Origin of the sequence: Roseibium sp. Sym1 (assembly GCF_027359675.1) — a bacterium.
GTDB lineage: Bacteria > Pseudomonadota > Alphaproteobacteria > Rhizobiales > Stappiaceae > Roseibium.
The window spans coordinates 5,251,732-5,272,826 of the sequence record NZ_CP114786.1 but is presented as its reverse complement, the minus strand read 5'-3'; the positions used below and the strand labels follow the sequence as shown (position 1 = coordinate 5,272,826).

Annotated in this window: 20 protein-coding genes; 5 read left to right on the top strand and 15 right to left on the bottom strand. The window is 59.6% G+C overall.

The features are described from left to right. Nucleotides 1-13: 13 nt before the first annotated feature. A complete protein-coding gene (locus tag O6760_RS24520) occupies nucleotides 14-730 on the bottom strand; it encodes an alanyl-tRNA editing protein (RefSeq protein ID WP_269582272.1) in 717 nt (238 codons plus the stop codon). A gap of 150 nt (nucleotides 731-880) precedes the next feature. Continuing rightward, nucleotides 881-1,315 (bottom strand): hypothetical protein, encoded by a 435-nt coding sequence (locus O6760_RS24515; protein WP_269582271.1) that lies wholly within the window; start codon nucleotides 1,313-1,315, stop codon nucleotides 881-883. A 170-nt stretch (nucleotides 1,316-1,485) separates the two neighbouring features. On the opposite strand from O6760_RS24515, the gene O6760_RS24510 reads away from it, so the two are divergent. Then, nucleotides 1,486-2,469, top strand: a complete 984-nt coding sequence (locus O6760_RS24510; RefSeq protein WP_269582270.1) for a helix-turn-helix domain-containing protein — start codon at nucleotides 1,486-1,488, stop codon at nucleotides 2,467-2,469. A 92-nt stretch (nucleotides 2,470-2,561) separates the two neighbouring features. On the opposite strand, the gene O6760_RS24505 is transcribed toward O6760_RS24510, so the two are convergent. From O6760_RS24505 to O6760_RS24490, 4 genes are all read right to left on the bottom strand, one after another. Continuing rightward, nucleotides 2,562-3,206, bottom strand: a complete 645-nt coding sequence (locus O6760_RS24505) for a LysE family translocator (protein WP_269582269.1) — start codon at nucleotides 3,204-3,206, stop codon at nucleotides 2,562-2,564. An 82-nt stretch (nucleotides 3,207-3,288) separates the two neighbouring features. Beyond that, nucleotides 3,289-3,783 (bottom strand): hypothetical protein, encoded by a 495-nt coding sequence (locus O6760_RS24500; RefSeq protein ID WP_269582268.1) that lies wholly within the window; start codon nucleotides 3,781-3,783, stop codon nucleotides 3,289-3,291. A gap of 120 nt (nucleotides 3,784-3,903) precedes the next feature. Then, nucleotides 3,904-5,418 (bottom strand): cardiolipin synthase, encoded by a 1,515-nt coding sequence (gene cls / locus O6760_RS24495; protein WP_269582267.1) that lies wholly within the window; start codon nucleotides 5,416-5,418, stop codon nucleotides 3,904-3,906. A 28-nt stretch (nucleotides 5,419-5,446) separates the two neighbouring features. Beyond that, nucleotides 5,447-6,481, bottom strand: coding sequence for a cysteine synthase A (locus O6760_RS24490; RefSeq protein WP_269582266.1), 1,035 nt, complete (start codon nucleotides 6,479-6,481; stop codon nucleotides 5,447-5,449). 315 nt (nucleotides 6,482-6,796) lie between these two features. Here O6760_RS24490 and O6760_RS24485 point away from each other — a divergent pair, with 315 nt between their 5' ends. Further along, nucleotides 6,797-7,453, top strand: a complete 657-nt coding sequence (locus O6760_RS24485; protein WP_269582265.1) for a ChrR family anti-sigma-E factor — start codon at nucleotides 6,797-6,799, stop codon at nucleotides 7,451-7,453. A gap of 58 nt (nucleotides 7,454-7,511) precedes the next feature. Next, a complete protein-coding gene (locus O6760_RS24480) occupies nucleotides 7,512-8,318 on the top strand; it encodes an SDR family NAD(P)-dependent oxidoreductase (protein WP_269582264.1) in 807 nt (268 codons plus the stop codon). Between the two features lie 40 nt (nucleotides 8,319-8,358). On the opposite strand, the gene O6760_RS24475 is transcribed toward O6760_RS24480, so the two are convergent. The 9 genes from O6760_RS24475 to O6760_RS24435 all read right to left on the bottom strand — a co-directional run bounded on the left by O6760_RS24475 (nucleotide 8,359) and on the right by O6760_RS24435 (nucleotide 18,975). Then, complete coding sequence (locus O6760_RS24475) at nucleotides 8,359-9,588, bottom strand: SAM-dependent methyltransferase (protein WP_269582263.1); 1,230 nt, start codon at nucleotides 9,586-9,588, stop codon at nucleotides 8,359-8,361. Nucleotides 9,589-9,607: 19 nt separating this feature from the next. Beyond that, nucleotides 9,608-10,459 carry a DUF1365 domain-containing protein gene (locus O6760_RS24470; protein ID WP_269582262.1) on the bottom strand — a complete coding sequence of 284 codons (852 nt, stop codon included), beginning with the start codon at nucleotides 10,457-10,459 and terminating at the stop codon, nucleotides 9,608-9,610. Further along, nucleotides 10,456-11,754, bottom strand: a complete 1,299-nt coding sequence (locus O6760_RS24465) for an NAD(P)/FAD-dependent oxidoreductase (protein WP_269582261.1) — start codon at nucleotides 11,752-11,754, stop codon at nucleotides 10,456-10,458. Before O6760_RS24465 ends, O6760_RS24470 begins: the two co-directional genes overlap by 4 nt. Before the next feature lie 265 nt (nucleotides 11,755-12,019). After that, complete coding sequence (locus O6760_RS24460; protein ID WP_269582260.1) at nucleotides 12,020-12,619, bottom strand: hypothetical protein; 600 nt, start codon at nucleotides 12,617-12,619, stop codon at nucleotides 12,020-12,022. A 908-nt stretch (nucleotides 12,620-13,527) separates the two neighbouring features. Next, entirely contained in the window at nucleotides 13,528-14,991 is a 1,464-nt protein-coding gene (locus O6760_RS24455; protein WP_269582259.1) for a M81 family metallopeptidase, read from the bottom strand. A gap of 21 nt (nucleotides 14,992-15,012) precedes the next feature. Further along, complete coding sequence (locus O6760_RS24450) at nucleotides 15,013-16,923, bottom strand: beta-N-acetylhexosaminidase (protein ID WP_269582258.1); 1,911 nt, start codon at nucleotides 16,921-16,923, stop codon at nucleotides 15,013-15,015. Next, entirely contained in the window at nucleotides 16,916-17,725 is an 810-nt protein-coding gene (locus O6760_RS24445) for an SDR family oxidoreductase (protein WP_442969827.1), read from the bottom strand. Before O6760_RS24445 ends, O6760_RS24450 begins: the two co-directional genes overlap by 8 nt. Continuing rightward, entirely contained in the window at nucleotides 17,718-18,584 is an 867-nt protein-coding gene (locus tag O6760_RS24440) for a MurR/RpiR family transcriptional regulator (RefSeq protein WP_269582256.1), read from the bottom strand. Before O6760_RS24440 ends, O6760_RS24445 begins: the two co-directional genes overlap by 8 nt. A gap of 4 nt (nucleotides 18,585-18,588) precedes the next feature. Then, on the bottom strand, nucleotides 18,589-18,975 hold the full coding sequence (locus O6760_RS24435; protein WP_269582255.1) for a RidA family protein: 387 nt from the start codon (nucleotides 18,973-18,975) through the stop codon (nucleotides 18,589-18,591). An 87-nt stretch (nucleotides 18,976-19,062) separates the two neighbouring features. Here O6760_RS24435 and O6760_RS24430 point away from each other — a divergent pair, with 87 nt between their 5' ends. Together O6760_RS24430 and O6760_RS24425 are read left to right on the top strand one after the other, a co-directional pair. Next, entirely contained in the window at nucleotides 19,063-19,584 is a 522-nt protein-coding gene (locus tag O6760_RS24430) for a hypothetical protein (protein WP_269582254.1), read from the top strand. Between the two features lie 2 nt (nucleotides 19,585-19,586). Then, on the top strand, nucleotides 19,587-21,095 hold the full coding sequence (locus O6760_RS24425; protein ID WP_269582253.1) for a M81 family metallopeptidase: 1,509 nt from the start codon (nucleotides 19,587-19,589) through the stop codon (nucleotides 21,093-21,095).

The following is a 21,095-nucleotide window of genomic DNA, read 5'->3' as shown; positions in this document are numbered from 1 at the left end:
GTCCGCCAGGGCATCAATCGGCAAGGCGAATGCGCACGCGCCTGTTCTGTTTGCCCTTTTTTTCTATCTTGCCGAGCGCGAGTTCGCCGATCTCCGACGTCCGGGTAACATGTGTTCCGCCGCAGGGCTGCAAATCGACATTGTCGCCGATCCTGACGAGCCTGACCCTGCCGGCGCCGCGAGGCGGTTTCACCGACATGGTCTTGACCAGGCCCGGATTGGCGTCGAGCTCCTCGTCGGTGATCCATTCGGTGCTGATTTCGTGATCGCCACCGGCAAGGGCGTTGATCTTCTCGACGAGCGCCTCCTTGTCGATCGTTTCGTCGCCCATGTCGAAGTCCAGCCGTCCCTCCGGATCGCCGATCTGCCCGCCGGTAACGGGATAGGGCAGGGCAACGGACAGAAGATGCAGCGCCGTGTGCATGCGCATCAGCCGGTAGCGGCGTGCCCAGTCCAAATGAACGGTCAGCCGGGTTCCGACCGCTGGCAGGGGCTCTCCTTCGCAGGGGACGTGCACAATGGTGGTTCTGTCCTCGTCGTAGACCGTAGTGGCAACAGCGATTCGATTGCCATCCTGCATTTCCAGGGACCCATTGTCGCCCGGCTGGCCACCGCCGGTCGCATAGAACACGGTCCGGTCGAGAACGATACCGCCCCGGTCATTCACGCCCACCACTTCTGCTTCGCATGTTCGAAGATAGGCGTCTTCGCGAAACAAGGGCGTGGTCATCTGGCTCTCCGTTGTTGTGCTTTCCAGAATTGAACAATGATCCATGGTGTGCGCAAGGAGAAATTTGACGATCGCGAGAAGTGTTCAATACAAACGGGGCCCGCGGACCGGATGATCCGCGGACCTTGGAATGCACCTGGTACAGGAGCGTTACTCTGGGAAATTCAGGTCAACGAATCCTTCCGCCCAGTTCTGGCTGTTGGACGTGCCCTTGGCATTTGTGAAAACGGGTTTGGCGGGATCTTCCCGCGTCACTGTAAAACACAGTTTGCCCCAGCCATCCGCACTCCAGTCCTCGCAATAGTGACCGGTTCCGTCGATCTCGACAGCCTCCCAGGGGATGTTTCGGATCTTGTCGCCCTTGATCACAACCACGGCGATGCCATCGTCATGATTGTTCTGCCGGTATTCCGTAACACCGTCGGGAAAGAAGCCGAAGATGGAATTTCCGGCCATCATTGCCTCGATTTGCGACACTGTCAGATTTGCGGGTTCGGCGAATCCGGCGCTGCCGTTTGCGAAGAAAGCAAGACCCGCCACGACAGCTATTCCGGCCGGCTTTAGACCCTTGATGAAAATACTCATGTTACCCTCGTTCTCGACGCTTGCATTCGAACTCGACCCCTGGTTTCGTCCAGGGTGCCGGCATCGTGCCCGAGGGGACCGGGAACATTGTGAATATCAGCGCCAAAATTTCAGGGTCCGGATTGGGGCCGGCCGGCACCGGAAGGGTACCAACCTCGGTCAATGCCCCGATGGGGGAAGCTTACGAGGCCTACTGGAATTGGTGGCTGCGGGAATATGCCCGGCAGATCGGCTTGCGGTTTCCGGACCTGAGCGAATCCGGGCACGAACCAGCGGGTGGATCGTGCGATCCGATGGCGACCATTGAACGGTTGTACCGTCTGCGCGGCTGCGATGCCGTGTTCGGACTGGCCCGTGCCATGGGCAGTCCATCCGGCTTCGACGTGGTCAGTCTTGTCCTGACCAGTGCCCTATCCGTTCAGGACCTTGTCCGGCGCTGGAGCGGGCTCCTGTCGCTGCAGGCGTCCCTGCGGTACCAGGAACGCAATGCGGGCCACGGCTTCGTCATGAGCGAAAAGGACAGCTCCCTCGTATTGTCGCCTCACAAGGTGCGACCGGCGAACAGGAAGCCTTTCGGACCGGCCATGCTCGCCGGGGTCGTCACAGGCACCCTGGAAAGCGCCGGACTGTCCCTTCGCGGCATCTGGTCGGTGCCGCGGGGAGGGGCCGCGAAGCCTGTGTTCAGGTTCGGCACCTTTCTCGGTGAAACCATGGAATTTGACAGCGACATAGTCCTCATGCTGTCCGGGGGAGCGAACGCCCTGAAACGGACGCCCGGTTTTCCGCCTTCACTCGGCTTCAGGCACCTTCTTGATCCAGGTGTTGGCCCGGTCCAGCTCAGGCTGGTCAAGCGTCTGGTTGACACTCTGGAGCAATCCGAAGGAGACCATGCCGCATTGCCAGATACGGCGGCGCGCCTGGGACTGTCTTCGCGCAGCCTGTCGCGACGGCTGGCTGAAACGGGCATCGGTTATGGAAGGCTGGCGCGCTTTGTCCGGTTGCGCAAGGCGTCCCGGCTGTTGCTGGCGGGGGAAACGTCTCTTGAAGACATTGCCTACAGGGCCGCCTATTCGGACAGGCATCACATGTCCCGTGACTTCAGAAGCATGGCACAGATAACGCCGTCCGGCCTGCGTGATCTGCTGGCACGCTGACGCCGTCCGCAGCAAGGCTGGACCGCCGCAGACTTCCATTCCGCCGGTCACGCATCGGCAATGGAGACACGGCACGACAAACAGCCATTGCCTCAACTGTTGGCCTTGGCCACCAGAAGCTTCAGGGCAAATGTTCCCATGATGCCGGCAAAGGCCCAGTCGAAGGCGCGCATGAACCCGGGCGACGACTTAAGGAACCTGGCAAACGCGCTTGCGCCGATCACCATCAGAGCACAAATAGGCATGCCGAGCAGCACAAAATAGAACCCCAGGAAGAGCAGTTTCCCGACCGCGCTGGGGTCGCTCGCACTGACAAACTGAGGCAGGAACGTCACGAAGAACAGCACGATCTTCGGATTGAGGATGTTGACGCCGAGCGCTTGTAGCCAGACCCGGTGGAAAGGCTGTTTCGGGGCCTTGGCCGCCTCGAGCGAAAAGCTGGTTCCGTTCCGGATCGCCTGGTAGGCAAGCCAAATCAGATAGACCGCACCAACGATTTTCAAGAGCGTGAAAGCCAGCGCAGAGGCCGCCAGCAGCGCGGAAACGCCGACCGCCGCCAGGATCGTGTGCACGATGAGGCCCGCCGTTGCTCCCAGCACGGCCGCAAATCCGGCGAGCCGTCCCTGGGTGAGCGTCTTGCTCATGAACAACGTCATGTCCGGCCCGGGCGTGATCGTCAGGACCAGGGCGGCGGCGGTGAAGGCGAGCAGGGTCGCATAGTCAGGCAGGAAGGTCATGAAGTTTCATTTCAGGAGCTTTGGTACTTTGCTCAAGGTAGAACATCCCGTCATCCAAAACCAGATTATACGGATCTGACTTTCAGCGACGCTTACCGAAGGCCTGACGCCTTTGGCCTGCACCTGGGGGAGAGCTCGGACGGGGTTGTGGCGCTTGCCGCGGTGCCGGTCCCTCCACGGCGGTGGCCGGGCGTCTGGCCGAAAAGTATTTGGCCAGAAACCAGAGTAAAAGGGCGGGGAACAACAGGACGGTCAGGATCCTGTTCCAGAGATAGTCCTGGCCGACATCCGAAGTCAGCTCCCCTGTGGTGTTGCTTCTCAGAAGTGAAAGTGTATCCGGGGCGCCGAGAGAAACGAAGAAATAGGTCTGGCTTTGGTCATCGTGGTTGTAGACATAATCGTAGCTGCAATGGTGAAACAGAAAAAGTCTCGAACGGCATTCGCGGTCGGTGGTCGCGACATAGGCCGGTGCAAGCGAGTCGAACCTGAGCCGGAAGTCCTTGAGGATCGCGCCGTCCAGAAAGAAGAAGGCCGGCCCGATAGCCAGCAGAACGATGAAGCTGAAAATCAATCTCATGAAATGCCCCTGTCAAAAATCGTTAGGGCGACTATGAGAATTACGACCTAAAATTGCATTAAACCGATGCTGCAAATGCCGTCTATCGGCTGTAATAAAACTCCGCACAACCCAGGAAGCTCAAAGAATGGGCGACAGCAGCCGAGCCCCTTGGGCAAGGACCTGGAAAACGTAGCTGCGGGACTGGAACGCATCCGGCCAGGTCAGCCGGGCATTTTGAAAATCTGCGTCCAGCATGGCTTCGACGTTCCGGATCATGCGTTCATGTGTGAACCACAGTGTCAGCTCGAAATTGATCTGGAACGACCGGTTGTCGAAATTGACCGTGCCGATGGAAACCAGGTCGTCGTCGAGCAACGTCACCTTCTGATGCAGGAAGCCGTCCGTATAGCGATAGACCTTCACCCCGCGTTGAACCAGCATGTCTTCATAGGCGTGGCTGGCGAGCCAGACGGTCCAGTGGTCCCGTTTTTCAGGCAGGAGGACACGCACATCCACGCCGCGCATCGCCGCCGCGCACAGAGCCGTCTGCACATCCAGTGACGGGACGAGATAGGGCGTGGTAACCCAGAACCGTTTCTTCGCTCGCGCAGCCGCCTCAACGAATGCGATGGCGCATTCTTCCAGTTTGTCGGCGGGCCCCGTCGGCATGACAAGAACCGACTCGTCGCCGGGCATGGGTATCTCGGTCACTTGCGGAATATGGATCTGCGTGCCGCTGGCCCAGAGCCAGTCCTCGACAAAGGAAAGCGCGCAGGCAACGGCTGCGGGACCCGAAACACGCACGTGGGTGTCCCGCCAGTGGCCGAACCAGTTGTCCCGGCCGACATACTGATCGGCAACATTGTGACCACCGACAAAGGCTTCACTGTAGTCGACAACGACAAGCTTGCGATGGTTGCGGTAGTTGAGGCGCATCGGTCCGAGCAGGCGCAGGAACTTGTGGTTCTCGTTGAAACCGCAAACCCTGACCCCGGCGTCGGTCAGCTTTTTCAGAAAGTCCCGTGATAGGGAATGACTGCCGACGTCGTCATAAAGAAAATAGACATCGATGCCTTCCTGTGCCCGCGCAATCAGTGCATCGGCCATCTCGCGGCCGAGAGCGTCGTCATGGATGGCGAAAAACTGGAACAGGATAACGTTCTGCGCCCGTGAGATGGCGTCCTTGATGGCGCTGAACGTTGCGTCGCCGTCAATCAGGAGCTCCGCCCTGTTGCCGGCCAGAAAGGGCACACCGGCAACCCGCGAGAGCACCGGCCAGTCGCGTGTCTCTTCGTGATCGGTGAGGCCGAGTTCATCAGCCCGGCGGGCCCTTTCCTGGCGGCCGAGCGTTGCTTGTATCTTGGCGTAGTCGGAAAATGACCTCCAGCCGAACACGAAATAGAGCGGCACCGTCAGATAGGGCATGAAGAAGAGGGACAGGAGCCAGGCGACCGAGCCCTGCGACGTCCTGGAATTCATCACTTCGCGCACGGCGCAGATGCCCGCGGTGATATACATGGCCGCGACAAAAGCCGCGACCAGGCCCAGATTGTTGGCCACCGTGTCGAGGATCCCGGCATCAGTCACGGCATCGCGGATCACCGCGTCGGCGGCGGCTCCGTCATGCGCAAGTGTGGCTGTTTCCGGATCCATGGGGTGTCAGCGTCTTTTTGGTGTGCCGTCAGACATAGGGAGGCGTGATGGTTATTTCCCGTTCCAGCCAGGCCGGGACCGGCAGGTTTTTCGACCTCAGGAAATCCGGATTGTAGAGCTTGGACTGAGAGCGGGTGCCATGGTCGCACAAGATGGTCACGATCGTCTTGCCCGGACCGAGTTCGCGGGCAAGTCTGCGCGCGCCGGCGAGGTTGATCGCGGTAGAGCCCCCCAGGAGCAGGCCTTCGTTCTGGGCAAGGTCGAAGACCAGTGGCAGGGCTTCCTCGTCGGGGATCGTGTAGGCATGGTCGACCTTGAGGTCCTCGACGATCACGGTGCTTCGGCCAAGTCCGATCCCTTCCGAGATGGATCCGCCTTCCGATGCCACGGCTTCCCCGCTGGTAAACAGCGATTGCATGGCCGCACCGCGCGGATCCGCGCAGCCGATCACGACACCGGGTTTGTTTTGCTGCAGATAGGTCGAGACCCCCGCAAGCGTGCCTCCGGATCCGACCGCACAGATGAAGCCGTCGACCCGGCCACCGGTCTGGGCCAGGATTTCCGGGCCGGTTGTGGTGAAATGAGCCTTGCGATTGTCGAGATTGTTCCACTGGTCGGCAAACAGGACACCGTTGGGTTCCGTCTTGGCCATCTCCTCGGCCAGGCGGCGGGCGACGTGCTGGTAGTTGTTGGGATCTTTGAAGGGTTTTGCCGGCACTTCAACCAGTTCCGCGCCGCACAGGCGCAGCATGTCCTTCTTTTCCTGGCTCTGTGTCTCGGGAATGACGATGACGGTCCTGTAGCCGCGAGCGCTGGCAACAAGGGCAAGTCCGATGCCCGTGTTTCCGGCCGTACCTTCCACGATGACGCCGCCGGGTTTCAGGTCGCCGCGGGCTTCGGCTTCCAGGATCATCTGACGGGCCGGCCGGTCCTTGACCGACTGTCCGGGGTTCATGAACTCCGCTTTTCCAAGGATTTCACAACCTGTTTCCTCGGACAGAGCCTTCAGGCGGATGAGGGGCGTGTTCCCGATCGCATCGACAACAGAAGCGGACACAGACATTCTTTTTATCCTGGCTGATCTGACCCGGTTGTGTTGTCCGGACAGATGAAACTGATGAGCACCGGACGCTAAAGGTCAGCGGCATCTTGATCAAGGTCGCAATGTAAGGTGCGGCTCCCGGATTACCAGCGCAGTCCGTGAAGACGCAATGACTTTTCTCCAGAGCATAAAAGGTGAGCCGGGATTTATTCTTTCTTCGTCCCATTCTGAAATTCAATTTCAAATATTTATGGTGTAAACGATGATCCGGGCGCTGTTGCTTCGCGTATCGCGGTTAAGGCAACTTGGGACAAAATGAGTTTTATGAGATCCGCAATGGAAAAGAATGTGACCGGAATGGATGAGTTGCTGGCCGGATACGCGGCCGGGACCTTGACCTATCCGGCGCAGGCACTGGTCGGAGCGCATCTGGAACTGAGCGACCGGAACCGAGGTTATGTGTCTTCACTTGAAACACTTGCCGGGGTTGGTCTCGAAGACTCGGAACCCGTCGCCTTGTCGGACCGTGACAGTGCACTTTCTGCGATCCTCAGCGCAGATCCGGCCGACTTGAACGACAACCAGCCCGTTTTGGTGGAGACCGCGCCCGAGCAGACCCGTGTCCCGGACTCATTGCATGCCATCATCGGAAGTTCGATGGACACCTTGCCCTGGAAAACCCTGCTGCCAGGCGTCAAGGAATGCAAATTCGGCGAGATCGATGGCTGCGACAGCAGTCTTCTGTGGGTGCGCGCCGGGCGCGCAATGCCGTCCCACACCCACCATGGCACCGAATTGACCCTGGTTCTTCAGGGAGGATTCAGGGACGAGGACGGCCACTACGAGACCGGTGATCTTGCTTTTGCCGATGGCGACGTGGATCACAAGCCGATCGCCGACGAGGGCGAGGATTGTATCTGTTTCGCGGTTACAGCCGGGCGCCTGGAATTGACGGGTCCGGTCGGTCGCTGGTTCGCCCCCTTTATGCGCTGATCGCAAATCCGAACCCCCGGGCGCTTGCGTAAGCAGTCAAAAGCCCCGGGAGAACACTTTGTCCGCAAAAGAATTCGTAGCAACACCGGCCGACGGTTGCGCCTGGATCACAGGTGCGAGCTCGGGGATCGGTCGTCAGCTCGCACTTGAACTTGCCCGGGCCGGCTGGTCCGTGGCCGTGACGGCGCGATCCGGCGAGGCCCTCGAAGATCTCGCGCGCGCTGCGAGCGGAAGCCGTGGCACGATCCTCCCGTTCCCGGGTGATGTCGGCGACACCTCCCTGATGGTCCGGCAGTGCACGGCGATCGAGGAACGGTTGGGCCCGATCGCCCTGCTTGTTGCAAATGCAGGCATCTATTGTCCCCAGGACGGCCTGAAAGGCGATCCGGAAGCCTTCCGGAAGAGCTTTGACGTCAATCTGATGGGGACGGTCAATGTGCTGCTGCCCGTCATTGAGAGCATGAAGCAGGCGGGCAGGGGGCAGATTGCCGTGGTGTCATCGGTGGCCGGCTACGGCGGGCTGCCGACGTCCGCGGCCTATGGTGCGACCAAGGCCGGACTGATCAACCTTGCTGAATCGCTCAAATTCGATCTCGACCGTGCAGGCATTCGCATCCAGCTGGTCAATCCGGGCTTCGTCGATACGCCGGCAACACGATCAAATCCGTTTCCAATGCCACATCTGCTTTCCGTGGAAGACGCCGCGCGCGAAATCATCCGCGGCCTGCAACGGTCCACAGGGTTCGAGATCGCCTTTCCCAAAACGTTTGTGCGGCAGTTGAAGGCGTTGCGGTTGCTGCCATATGGCGCCTATTTTGCCGTTCTGAAAAGGACCACGGGCTGGAACCGGAAACGGGCCGGATAGAACCCGGCCCGCTCACTCCTCCAGCAAGGGGGCGACACTCTCAACCCGGTTTTACGTAAATCATCTGGCGCACATCGATGTTGCCCGACCGGAAGCCGGCTTCGCAGTAGTGCAGGTAGAATTCCCAAAGCCTCTTGAAGCGTTCGTCGAAACCGAGCGGACGGATTTGCGGCCAAGCCTGGCGAAAGCGTTCGCGCCATTCCACCAGCGTGCGGGCATAATCCTGGCCAAATATCTTCTGGTCTTCCAGGTCGAGGCCGAGGGACTTGCTGATCTCCCTCAGGCGTTCGGGTGGCGGCAGCATACCTCCTGGAAAGATATAGCGCTGAATGAAATCCGTGCCGCGCCGGTAATCATCGAACATCTTGTCCTGGATCGTGATGATCTGCAGGCCGGCCCTGCCGCCGGGCTTCAGGCAACGGGACAATTGCTGGAAATAGGTCGGCCAGTATTTTTCCCCGACAGCCTCGAACATCTCGATGGAAGCGATCCGGTCGTAGACACCTTTTTCATCGCGGTAGTCCTGGAACACCACATCGACCTTTTCGCTCAGGCCGGCATTGAACATCCGTTCGCGCGCGTAGTCGAATTGTTCCCGGGAGATGGTCAGGGCCCGCACGTGGGCGCCGACTGTCTTGGCGACATGTTCCGCGAAGCCGCCCCAGCCACAGCCGATCTCAAGAACCTTGTGATCCGGGGCGATACCGGTCTGGCGCACAAGAGAGGCGTATTTCTCGGCCTGTGCCTGTTCCAGATTGTTGGTTTCGTTGCTGTAGATGGCCGAGGAGTAGGTCATCGATGCATCGAGCCATTCCCGGTAGAAAGCGTTGCCGAGGTCGTAATGGGCGGAAATGTTTCGCTTCGAGCCACGCTTCGTGTTGGTGTTGAGCCAGTGACGCATCGACAGCAGAAACCGCGAGAACGGCCTTCCCTGCAGCGCCTCGAGGGTCGATTCCTGATTGATGCAGAAGACCTCGAGAAAGGTTGTCACATCAGGGGAAGACCAGTAGCCGGCCATGAAGGCCTCACCCACGCCGACGTCGCCTCCCTGGACAACCATCCGGAAAAAACGCCAGTTGTGGATCTTCAGCACACCGTGGGGCCCGGATTCTCTCCCGTTTATCAGAAACGTCCGGCCGTCAGGAAACTGAACTTCCAGGGACCCGTAACGGATCTTTAGGGCCAGGCTGGCAGCCATCCGCGCAAGGCGCGGCATGCCCTTCAGCTCTTTGCGAAGATTTTCCTGGGTCAGAACAATAGGCTCACTCATGGCAGAACCTCTTGATATGTCAATCGTTGGAAACCAGCACAGTGTCCCGTCCACCCCGTTGCGTCGACGCGTCCGAAGCGGTCTGAACCGGCTTGCGATGAAATGGTACACGCTTGCGCCAAATTTTAAAGGCTTCCCAGTGAATGGCGCCAATGACCTTGAGCGTCAGGAAAGGCACACGCAGGCAGGCCTTCAATATCGAACCGGTTCGCATGGGGACCTGGCCGCCCGAAAATGTGGCCGCCAGCAAGGGGCCGGACGGATCCTTTTCCAGAATGCGGACCCGGACCGTTTCTCCGGGAGGTAGCATTCGGAAATGATAGTGCTGATCCATGCTGATAAAGGGTGAAACGTAGAATTCCTTGCGCTGATCCTGGCGAATGCCGGCGTCGCTGGACTGGCCGGGACGGACTGGGGCGACATAGGTGTGAAGGCCGCCGAAGGTGTTGCGGACCTCGTAAACGAGGGCCAGAAGACGGTCATGCCGGTCATAGGCGTAGTAGACGCTCAGCGGGTTGAAGCCGTAGCCAAGCAATCTCGGGTAGGCGAGCAGAAGAACACGGTTCGGCGTCTCAACCCCTTCGTTCGTCAAGAGGTCGTTGACGTGGCGCCGCAGGTCGGTGCCGTCGCGGGGACCATGATCCTTCTCATGAAAGGACATCAGGTTGAAACGGTTGACCGAAAAGACCGGACTTTGTCCCGCGGCACTGTCCAGCCTGTCCAGATCGATCAAAACGGTAAACACCGCGTAGCTGAAGCGGTGTTCGCGCGGCTTCATGCGATGATGCATGACCGATCCGCAATAAAGCGTGGCCGCCTCCCGGGGAAGCGCCCCATTGTCGCTGACACGGTTGCTCGCACGCGGTTTCATTCGGCGGCATCCAGAAACTGCTGCTCCGGTTCGTTTCGGTCCCAGGGCAACCGGGCGCCAAGAGCACGGGCGACATCGAGGCCGGACGCCAGGCCGTCCTCGTGGAACCCGTGACCGCGCCAGGCACCGCAGAACCAGGTGTTGTTGACACCCTGTATCTCCGCAAGCCTGTTTTTTGCGGCAATGGCTGCGGTATCGAATTGCGGATGGTCATAGACATACCTGGCGAAGGTCAGGTCCTCTCTGGGTGCCAGGAACGGGTTGAGGGTAACAAACACCGGTTTTGAGCGATCGATGTTCTGGAGCCGGTTCATCCAGTAGCTCACGGTAACGTCACGGGTCTCACCGGCTTCCCGGTCGGACATGTAATTCCAGGAGGACCAGACCCGTTTGCTCCGCGGCATCAGATTTTCATCCCGGTGCAGATAAACCTCGTTTGGACGATACCGGATTGCACCCAGGATGTCCCGTTCCTGCTGACTGGCATCTCCGAGCATTGCCAGGCTCTGGTCGGTGTGAGCCGCGAGAACGACATGGTCGAAGACATCCGAATTGCCGGATCCGTCCACGACCGTGACTTTTCCGTTTTCCCGCAGGATCTGCGTGACCGGCGTTCCCAGGCGGACCTTGTCCCGGAGCGGTTCCAGCAAGCGCCGGACGTAGTTCCGGCTGCCGCCGGAAACGGTGCGCCAGAGGGGCTGGTCGAAGGAGAGCAACCTGTGATTTTCGAAAAAGGCAACGAAACTTTCCGCCGGATACGCGCGCATTTCGTTGATGGGTGTGGACCAGATCGCTGCCCCCATTGCAAGGAGATAGTCGTTGATGAAACCGGTCGAGTAACGTTCCTTGTCGAGGTAATCGCCCAGAGAGACGCCGGCAAGGCACCCATTGTGCAGGTCCTTTACGGCGTTGCTGTTGAACCGGAAGATATCGCGCAGCATGCGAAGGAAACGCGGCGACAAAAGGTTTTTTCGCTGTGCGAAGACGGAATTCAGGCTGTCCCCCGACCATTCCAGTTTCCCGTCATCCGCAGAGAGCGCAAAGCTCATGTCGCTGATTTCACTGGCAACGCCAAGGTGATCGAGCAATGCGGTGAAATTCGGATAGTTGAGCTCGTTGTAAACGATGAAGCCGGTGTCGACGGAGAGCCGCGTGCCTTCATAGTCTATGTCGGCGGTCGCGCTGTGGCCTCCGGGCCTCAGGCGTTTTTCGTAAAGGACGACGTCGTGAGTAGCGCTGAGGGCCCAAGCTGCACTGTTTCCGGAAATTCCGGAGCCGATAACGGCAATCCGCATGTTGTATCCTTCGGCCTGTCAGGACGGTCCGGGGTGGCCGCCTCTTGTTGGGTGTATGAAACAATTGTTCCGGAACGGTTACGCCCAAGAAAATCATCCGGATCACGCAGGCCAATGAATTCTATAAATTTTTTCGCTTTCCCGGATCTTTTTGGAGACAGCGCACAGATGAGCGCCCGCGGTGCTGGTACCGCGGACAGCGCGAAACCCCCTGTCCGAAAAACCGGGCAGGGGGCTCACACGCGATGGAGGTCAGGTGCAGGGATTAGGCCTGAATTGTATCGACGAGCCAGTTCCAGGCAACTTTCATGCGGGTTCCGGCTGCATCGAAGAAGGCGACGATCTTCTCCCAGACCAACTCGCCGAAATCGGCAACTTGCAGCATGGTGCCACGCTTTTGAACCGGTTCGTCAGCTGTCTCGATCAATTCGACCGTGGTTGCGTCGGCTCCTTCATTGACGACCCGCCGGGTCACCATAAGAGTGCCTTCGTTGACAAGCCTCGACTCGTCCTTGGCCGCGATCAGGTTTTCCTGGTCCATCGAGCGGACCACCACTGCGCGTCCATCGGGCAGAAGATGCGTCTCATTTGTGCTGACTTCGGAATCGTAGATCACTTCACCATAGGAATCGATCAATTCGACCCACACCGCCTTGCGGCCGTCGATTTCGATTTCTCCGACCCAAATGGTCAGTTCGCTTTCCAGCGGGTCAGCCTGGTCCTGGGACGAGGAGGCAACTGTGACCGCAAGTCGGTCCTCCGGCAACGTAATCGTTTCCTGAGGCAATGGGGCCGCAGCTGCGCCGCCTGCCAAGGCAAGGATGAGGCCAAGCGCATAAATTCCAGCTTTGCTATTCCGTTGCATGTACGCCTCCCAAGGCTAATACAACTTCCTTCACCGCATCTGGGGTCTCTAGGCTTGTCCTTTTTGGACCTTTTTCAATGACTTGTGCCTTGCGCCCCGATTTTGCGCGGTCACGATTTTGCCATTATCGCACCACAATCTCGCAAAGAGATGTAATAAAGATCACAAATTATGCCGAAAGCGGTGATATTTCGGTAATAAGTGTGGTGACCCGCCCGATCTTCAAGCCCCCTCACGGGCCTGTGATCACTTCCTCCCTGTCAGAAATACCAATGATGCGCAGCAAGTTGCTTGACTGTGATGTTTTTGCAACCGAATTCGCGGTTATTTGGAGCAATCTGGACCAAAGGCAGCGGGCAACCCTGATCAGGCACCCATTTCAAACCGGGCTTTCCAGCGGAGACCAAAAGGAAACGCCCCACCAGTGGACTGGTGAGGCGTTGTCGGGTTCAGCACGGTCGATGGGGCAACGTGATGAAATCCCGGTCTGTCCGTGCCTGGTCTCGAAGAGCGGTTCAATCCGGTCTTGTCTTGCCGTTTGATCGAACCGAGCTCCAGGCAGGTCGGGCATTTGCCCTCTTGTCTGCCAAGGCACTTTGGAAATTGATACCGAGTGGTAAGTCACTTTCAACCTTGTTAAAAATAACAGTGATACATCATTAGACGAAAGTATAATGCATGCATTGAAGTCTAAGTTGTTGAAAATAAGCAGGAATGAACCAGCAGTTTATCCATGTTGCCTTATTTCGTTCTCCTAATTAAATTCGGACAAATCTTATGCGACACTGGTATGGCAGTGTTGTTTTATGCATGAAGAATCTATCCAAACGTTATCTTCATGGTATGGCCAATTGACCGCCTGCAATAATGGTCAGTAATCCCGTCAAATTATCGAGAAATTCTGAAGTTTAATTGCCATCTGCAGGAGCAGCGGTTCCGGCGCGCGCGCGTTCGGAGAGACGGGGCCGAGGTTGCCAATTCGCAGGTTTCTGAAAAGGAAAACGGGGTCTCGGGCGAACCAGGTTCGCAAGGGACGAAATATCCTGATTGACAGCGCCGTCGGTCAACGCCATCCGGGCCGGGTTTGCGATCCGTGCGAGGTCCGGTGACAGATACCCGGATTTGACGATGAGGAACTTGGCCTGTTCCGGGTTCACGCCGTACTTCCGAAAATCCTCCAGATGATGAAAGGGACGGCGCCGTTCTGTCAGAATGACAAGATTTCCTCCAATTTCGACGAGAACTTCCCGATCGGAACAGGAGGCACACCCATGTTGGGCCAATACAATCGCCTCAACATCAACGCGCGGGCAGGTGCTTCCAAGCGCACCGCCTATGGTGATCCTGACAGTGGATCCTTTGGCGATCGGCCAGGCGCGGGTTACCGAGCCGGGATCTGCGATCCCGGCAAAAACGGCACCCGTGAGACCGCGGCCGATCCAGGCCTTGAGCACGTCACTGCGGTCGCCGACACCGCCACCAGTCGGATTATCGCCACTGTCGGCGAGAATGAAGGGACCGGTCGATGTTCGCGCGGCGTCGTCGAGACAGTGTTCAAGACACATTGTCGGGACACCGAAGTCGAAATGATTGCGTGCGTCCCAGTAGCCGTTCGCAATCTCGGCAGCGGTCTCAAGTGTTGCCTTGGCCTCGGTCCCGGTGACAACCGCTGCGGCTGTCGCACGGGCGGTGTCGGCCCAAACGTATCCAACCATCAGGTTGGCGTCGCAGACACCACGCCTGTTGTTGAACCCGTGAAGCCGTGCATAGAGCGACTTCGCCGGTTCGTCTTCGGTGCTGGTCTTTTCGCCCGGAAGCAGCACCGGCACGGGTGCCCAGGCGACCAGGCGGCGTGGTCCGCCGTTCAACTGGTCGACGAGATGACGGGCGGCTCGCAGATGGGTCTCGACAACATCGACATGCGGCGCGGTGCGGTAAGCGCAGAAGATGTCGATTTGGTCGACAATTTCCTGGGTGACATTGCCGTGAAGGTCATAGCTGACCGCAACCGGCACTTCCGGTCCGACCACACGGCGTACCGCGGTGATCCAGTCGCCCTCCGGATCCGGAAGATCCGGCACATGCATGGCGCCGTGCATGATGAGCAGCACGCCATCCACCGGCAGCGCCGCCTGCAATTCCGCGATGAATTGGTCCCTGAATGCGGTGTGGCAGTCAGGCGTCACCGGACCGCCGGGAATTGAGCGGGCATGGAACAGCGGACGGAAGGAGACAGGCGTGAATTCATCACCGTCAAGACCGCATTGCCTGATCAAGGCCTCACCGCGTACGACCTTGAAATCGTCTGTCACCTGACAAAGCGGGGAATAGGTGCTGCATTCTGTGTGAATGCCCCCGACGGCAATCTTCATGGCGTGGGTCCCCCGACGGCGCTATAGAGCGGGAAACAGGGGGCAACGGGCGGCAAAGCGTTGCCAGTCCTTGTTCTCGGGCTGGGTCCAGCCCGCCTCGGCAATCGCGTAAAGCCGCGGAAACACCATGTGATTGAACAAGGTGTTGTCGACCAGGTGCTCACACCAGATACAGGCTTGAACTCCCTTGAGCGCCCCTTCGCCGGTATCGCTGAGACCGTCACTCGGTTCATATCCATAGGTGTCTTCCGGCGAGGAAACGCCTGCCCAGCTTGCCCCGGGTTCCTGCCAGCCGGATGCCTGCGCCATATCGAGATAGTAGAATTGACCCGGCGTGCAGATGACATCGTAACCCTGGTCGATCAGGTCCCTGGTGACCTCCGGTTTCTGCCAGGCCATCAGCAGAACACCGTCCGGGTCAATGCCGCCACCGTGGGAGACCTCGTCCCAACCGGCAAGTTTCTTGCCCAGCCGTTTCAGAATGTCGCGGACACGCCCCATGAAATAGGCCTGCACTTCCATCGTGTCCCTGAGGCCGCGTTCCACCATCAGACGCTGTGTTTTCGGGGAGGCGAGCCAGGACTGCATGTCGACCTCGTCGCCGCCTATGTGGACAAAGTCACAGGGAAACAGGCCGGCGACTTCGGTAAAGACCTTTTCGAGGAACGTGTAGGTCTCGTCCATCGCGGGATTCAGCGCGTTGTTTGGGTAACCCTGAACCGAGTGGTAGCTTTCCGGAGTTTCTGCCTGGTCCGCCAGATGGGGGTAGGTCTTGAGCACCGCGGTGGAATGACCGGGGACATCGATTTCCGGAAGCACATCGATGTTGAGACTGGTCGCGTGTGCGACGATCTCACGGACATCGTCCTGGGAATAGGCGCCCTGGTAGACTTCACCGGCAAAACCGAGCTGGGCGACCTGCTTGCAGCCCGGCCCGCGCTTCGCTCCGCTGACGGTCAGTTCGGGATAGGCCTTGATCTCCAGGCGCCAGCCTTCGTCATCGGTCAGGTGCCACTGGAAGACATTCATGCGCGCCCAGGCAAGGATATCGAGCAGGCGCAAGATCTCCTTGGGGCCGCGGAAATGCCGGGAGACGTCGAGATGGGTGCCGCGCCAGGAAAAGCGGGGGGCATCCTCGATGACGCCTTCCGCCGGGATCTTGTAGATTTGCGGCGCGCAGTAGAGGCCATGGGCGATCTGCGCCAGAACCGTGAGGCCGTAGTCGCGCCCGGCGGCTCCGCCAAAGCACAACGTCACGCCTCCGGCCACGAAAGTCAGCCTGTACCCCTCCGTCGGCAGGTCGTCAGCTGCCTGGAACTTCAGAGCCATCAGACCCTGGCTCTCTGTGAAACGGAACGGGTAGGGGGCCCCGGAGAAGAGGCGCCTGGACAGGGCGTTGATCCTGGCCGCGGCGGCCCTGTCTTGCACGTTTTTGCCGGTTACAAGGAATGCCGCTATGTCTTCGGCGTAAGCTTCCATCGTCACCGATTGCGGCCAGGGAACGATGTGGAGTGGTGTACCGACAGTTCCTTCCGGCACGGTTCGGCGTTCGCCGCTGTCCAGATCCCGTGGGGCTGCAAGGTCCGTGCATAGCACATCGACGATCCGGCCCGCTGAGGTCAGATAAGCCGACTTCGGCCCATCCAGGCGGTGGCGGGCCGGATTGGTCAGACCTTCCACGGAAAAGCGCCAGCTATCGCCGGGTTTCAGGTCAAGTCCGTCCGGAGGTGTGATCTCGTGGAAATTCGCAATGCGCGAGAACGAAACGGCGTTGTGGAGCTGAGCGTCTGCCCTGGCCCGGACAAGAGACGTGTAGGCGAGCGTGAATGCGGACAGTGGCTTGGAACCCGTATTGGTCAATACCAGGTCGAGACGCGCGGTCTTGTGGTCATCGGAGGGGTGGAAATAGCTGTCGAGAACAAAATCACTCATGGGACGATCCATCAAAATCGCGAGATTGCGTGAAGGTGCGGGGCAGGGCCGTCGAGCCCGCGGTCAGGCCGCTGTCGACAGGCAGGCATACGCCGGTGATACAGCGCGCCGCAGGCCCGGCGAGAAAGGTCACGGCCCCGGCAATGTCGTCCGGCTCCGGCAGTTGTTTCAGCGGATACCAGCCGAGCGCTTCGTCGAAAACACCCGGGTTGGCCAGCGCGCGGTCCTTCCAGGCGCGTGTCCTGACGGTGCCCGGGGCGACGGCGTTGGCCCTTACTCCGTATTTGCCATATTCGACGGCAATGGCCCTGGTGGCGTGAATCAGTCCTGCCTTGGCGGCGCTGTAGGCCGGATGGCCGAATGTGCCCAGGCCGTTGACGGAGGCTATGTTGACGACACAGCCGGTGCCGCATCCGGTCAAGGACGGTTCCAGGGCCTTGAAGGTGTTGAGAGCTGCTTCCAGATTGAGGGACAGGTCCCTGGAAAGGCTGTCGGAAGTCATGGCGTGCAGGGTCAGGGCCGCCGCCGCCCCCGCATTGTTGACCAGCACGGTCACGGGGCCAAGCGCAATCGCCGCCGTCGCCATGGCAGACAACTCGTCAGGATCCGTGAGATCGCAGGTGAGGGCCGTGGCCTCGAAACCGGCCGCTTTCAAAGCCGCGACGACGTGTTCAAGAGCGGCCGCATCGATGTCCACGGCCGCAATGTGATGGGTATGCGCAAGTTGCCTGGCAATGGCCGCACCGATATCACCGGCTGCGCCTGTGACAACTGCGACCGGCTTGCGGGTTTCGTCAGTCACCGAGGGCCTCCTTGTCATCCGGGTCCCTTGTATTGCTGAGCTGGTATTTGACCCGTCGGAGGCTTTCGCGTGCTTCGTCGCCCCGCTTCATGGCAACCAGGGTCGCAAGCAGGTCGGTCACGTACAGGAACGCGAACCGGCTGGAACTGGGCCTGAGAATGTTGTCGCCTTCCGGCAGGTCGATACCGATGGTGATGTCGGCAAGTTCGGCAACAGGCCGGCCCGGCCGCGTCAGGGCGATCACGGTGGCACCATAGGTTCGCGCGGCTTCCAATGCGCGCACCATCTGCAGGTTTCGGCCGGAAACCGACAGGGCCAGCACGACATCGCCGGGCTTGAGCGTGGCGGCCTGCATCAGTTGCATCGCGTGATCGGTGATGCTGACCGTCCGCAACCCGAGCCGGAAGAACCTGTTCTGCATTTCATCCGATATCATCGACGACGTGCCGCCCGCGCCGAAGGCGGTCAGAAGCCCGGCATTGCAAATGGCATCCGCGGCGTTGACGACGGCATCCATGTCCAGTGCCTGCCGCGTCGTGACGGCGGCTTCCTGCAACTGGTGCAGCAGGCTGTCGGCAACATCATGCGGGGCGGCGGAGGCCGCGTTGGCGGTCAGGTAGCGGGTTCCGGCAAACGTGATCTGGGCAACCTGGACCTTGAAAGCCGTATAGCTTTCGCAGCCGAGGCGGCGGCAGAACCGGGTGACCGTCGGAGGAGACACACCCGCGCGTTCCGCCACTTCCGTGATGCCGGCATTGACGATGAACTCGGCGTCATTGCGTAGCAAGGCAGCCAGAATGCGCTCGGACTTGGACAGGTCCGGTTCAACCTGTTGCAAGACGGACAGGATGTCCCGCATCGTGTCAGTCCGGCTTCTTGTAGGCGACACAATCGATCTCGACCTTGCAGTCGACCATCATCGTTGCCTGTACGCAGGCGCGCGCTGGGGAATGCTCACCGAAATAGGTCTTGTAGACGCCGTTGAAGGACCAGAAATCACGTGGATCGTCCAGCCAGACACCGACCCGCACGACATGTTCCAGCCCATATCCGGCTTCTTCCAGAATGGCGATGACGTTCTTGATGGTCACGTGTGTCTGCTCGACGATGCCTGTGCCGACAATCTCACCGTCCTTCATCGGCACCTGGCCGGATACATAAAGCCAGCCGTCGGCTTCCACAGCGCGCGCAAAGGGAAGGTTCTGGCCGCCTGCTCCTGATTTTTCAGCACCATAGCGTTTGATCGACATTTCAGGCTCCAAAATGAAAATGATTTACATAGTGGTTTGACATTGGTTCTATTTCATCCGTATATTTTTCAAAAATCAACCATCAAAATGAAAATGGTTTCCGGCATGCAGGCGCTTTCAGACAATCAGAGCAACCCTTTTTCAGGGACAGACGCGGACCGCGCGGAAATCTGGGACATGCTGGTTCAGCGAGATATCAACGCCTTCGTTTCCGCTGACTGGAGCCAGGTAGCCGATGATTTCGACGAAGCCGCGTTTTTCGGGGTGGACGGCGGAAAGGCCGCCAATCCGGATGACTGGACCTTGGGGTTTCCGGACCTTGCAACTTACCGCTCGGAATGGCTGCGCCAGGCCCGGGAATTCGCCGAGACGGAGTTCGCGGAAGATGCCAGGGCGGCGATCTTTGATGCCACGCGTCTGACCCAGATCGAGATCAGCGGCGGACGGGCCATCGCGCACAAGAAATTCGACGGTGCGATCAGGAAGGCAGACGGCAGCGAAGACAGGCTGCTCTGGCAGACCCTTTATTTCTGCGTGCACAAGGAGGGGCGCTGGAAGATCTGCGGTTTTGCCGGCTACCTGCCGAATCCCCTGGTCGTGGCGTCCTGATCATGAAGACACCCCGCGCATTCACCGCCGTTCTGGCGACCGAGACGAACACCTTCTCTCCGATCCGCATCGACATCGACGCCTTCAGGGCGTCACTCCTGGCCCGGCCGGGTGAACATCCTGAAACCCCGACCCTGTGTTCGGCGGTGGTGACGGTCGGTCGCCGGTTCGCACGCGAGCATGGATGGGACCTGGTCGAGGGAACGGCCGCCTGGGCCGATCCAGCCGGACTGGTGGCCCGGCAGACTTTCGAGACGCTGCGAGACGAAATACTCGGCCAGATCAGGGATCAGGCGCCGTTCGACGTTGTCGTGATCGGCCTTCACGGTGCCATGGTCGCTGAAGGCTATGATGATCCGGAAGGGGATCTGCTGGCGCGAATCCGGGCCCTGATCGGTCCGGACACGCCGTTGATTGCGACGTTCGATCCGCACAGCCACCTGACCGACAAGCGGGTCGCTGCCGCCAACGCCCTGATCGCCTTCAAGGAATTTCCGCATATCGATTTTGTTGACCGTGCGGTGGACGCATGGGAAATCGCCGGCCGCACCGTCGCGGGAGAGATCCGGCCGGTCATGAGCGTCTACGACCCGAAGATGATCGACGTTTTTCCGACCACGTCGGAGCCGATGCGCCGGTTTGTCGACGACATGATCCGGCGCGAGCGTGAAAACCCGGATATCCTGTCGCTGTCGGTCATACACGGCTTCATGGCCGGTGATGTCCCTGAAATGGGCACCAAACTGCTGGCGGTCACCGACAACAAGCCGGAGCTGGGGGGCGAAGTCGCGCGGGAAATGGGGGAAGCGCTCTATCGTCTGCGCGGCAAGGTGCGCAGCGAGGAACTGTCTCCGGCCGAAGCCTTCGAGCGCGCGGGAGCCTTCGATGGCGGCCCCGTCACCATTGCGGATATGTGGGACAACCCGGGTGGAGGAACTGCCGGGGATGCGACGGTCCTTCTGGCGGAAGCCATCGCCCGCAACCTGGAGAGCATTGCCTTTGGCACGATCTGGGACCCGATCGCGGTGCAGCTCTGCCACGTGGCGGGCGAGGGCGCGCGCATGATGCTGCGCCTCGGCGCGAAATCGGCGCCGAACACAGGGGATCCGATCGACGCGGACGTCGAAATCCTGCGCAATATCAGGAATGCGGAACAGTGTTTCGGCCAGAGCATTGTCCCGATCGGCGACGCCAGCCTGATCCGGATCGGCGGCATCGAGGTGATCCTGAATTCGACGCGTGCGCAGTGTTTCGACACCAGCCTGTTCTCGAATTTCGGTATCGATCCGGCCAGCCGAAAGATGCTGGTTGTCAAGTCGACGAACCATTTCCACGAATCCTTCGCGCGGGTAAGCCCGTTGATCCTCTATTGCGCCGCCGGGCGGCCCTATCCGAACGATCCGCGCGTGACCCCATACAAGAAAGCGCCAAGGGATATCTGGCCGATCCATTCGCCGGAGGAATTCGGCACGGTATCCGGCGGGCGTGCTGCAGCCAGGCAGGGAGGCTAG

Coding starts and splice junctions, on each gene's coding strand:
- O6760_RS24520 (WP_269582272.1), bottom strand. CDS start 730: ATGACCACGCCCTTGTTTCGCGAAGACGCCTATCTTCGAACATGCGAA.
- O6760_RS24515 (WP_269582271.1), bottom strand. CDS start 1,315: ATGAGTATTTTCATCAAGGGTCTAAAGCCGGCCGGAATAGCTGTCGTG.
- O6760_RS24505 (WP_269582269.1), bottom strand. CDS start 3,206: ATGACCTTCCTGCCTGACTATGCGACCCTGCTCGCCTTCACCGCCGCC.
- cls (WP_269582267.1), bottom strand. CDS start 5,418: ATGGATCCGGAAACAGCCACACTTGCGCATGACGGAGCCGCCGCCGAC.
- O6760_RS24465 (WP_269582261.1), bottom strand. CDS start 11,754: ATGCGGATTGCCGTTATCGGCTCCGGAATTTCCGGAAACAGTGCAGCT.
- O6760_RS24430 (WP_269582254.1), top strand. CDS start 19,063: ATGAAAATGGTTTCCGGCATGCAGGCGCTTTCAGACAATCAGAGCAAC.
- O6760_RS24500 (WP_269582268.1), bottom strand. CDS start 3,783: ATGAGATTGATTTTCAGCTTCATCGTTCTGCTGGCTATCGGGCCGGCC.
- O6760_RS24475 (WP_269582263.1), bottom strand. CDS start 9,588: ATGAGTGAGCCTATTGTTCTGACCCAGGAAAATCTTCGCAAAGAGCTG.
- O6760_RS24450 (WP_269582258.1), bottom strand. CDS start 16,923: ATGAGTGATTTTGTTCTCGACAGCTATTTCCACCCCTCCGATGACCAC.
- O6760_RS24490 (WP_269582266.1), bottom strand. CDS start 6,481: ATGTCTGTGTCCGCTTCTGTTGTCGATGCGATCGGGAACACGCCCCTC.
- O6760_RS24510 (WP_269582270.1), top strand. CDS start 1,486: ATGGGGGAAGCTTACGAGGCCTACTGGAATTGGTGGCTGCGGGAATAT.
- O6760_RS24425 (WP_269582253.1), top strand. CDS start 19,587: ATGAAGACACCCCGCGCATTCACCGCCGTTCTGGCGACCGAGACGAAC.
- O6760_RS24455 (WP_269582259.1), bottom strand. CDS start 14,991: ATGAAGATTGCCGTCGGGGGCATTCACACAGAATGCAGCACCTATTCC.
- O6760_RS24435 (WP_269582255.1), bottom strand. CDS start 18,975: ATGTCGATCAAACGCTATGGTGCTGAAAAATCAGGAGCAGGCGGCCAG.
- O6760_RS24440 (WP_269582256.1), bottom strand. CDS start 18,584: ATGCGGGACATCCTGTCCGTCTTGCAACAGGTTGAACCGGACCTGTCC.
- O6760_RS24470 (WP_269582262.1), bottom strand. CDS start 10,459: ATGAAACCGCGTGCGAGCAACCGTGTCAGCGACAATGGGGCGCTTCCC.
- O6760_RS24460 (WP_269582260.1), bottom strand. CDS start 12,619: ATGCAACGGAATAGCAAAGCTGGAATTTATGCGCTTGGCCTCATCCTT.
- O6760_RS24485 (WP_269582265.1), top strand. CDS start 6,797: ATGGAAAAGAATGTGACCGGAATGGATGAGTTGCTGGCCGGATACGCG.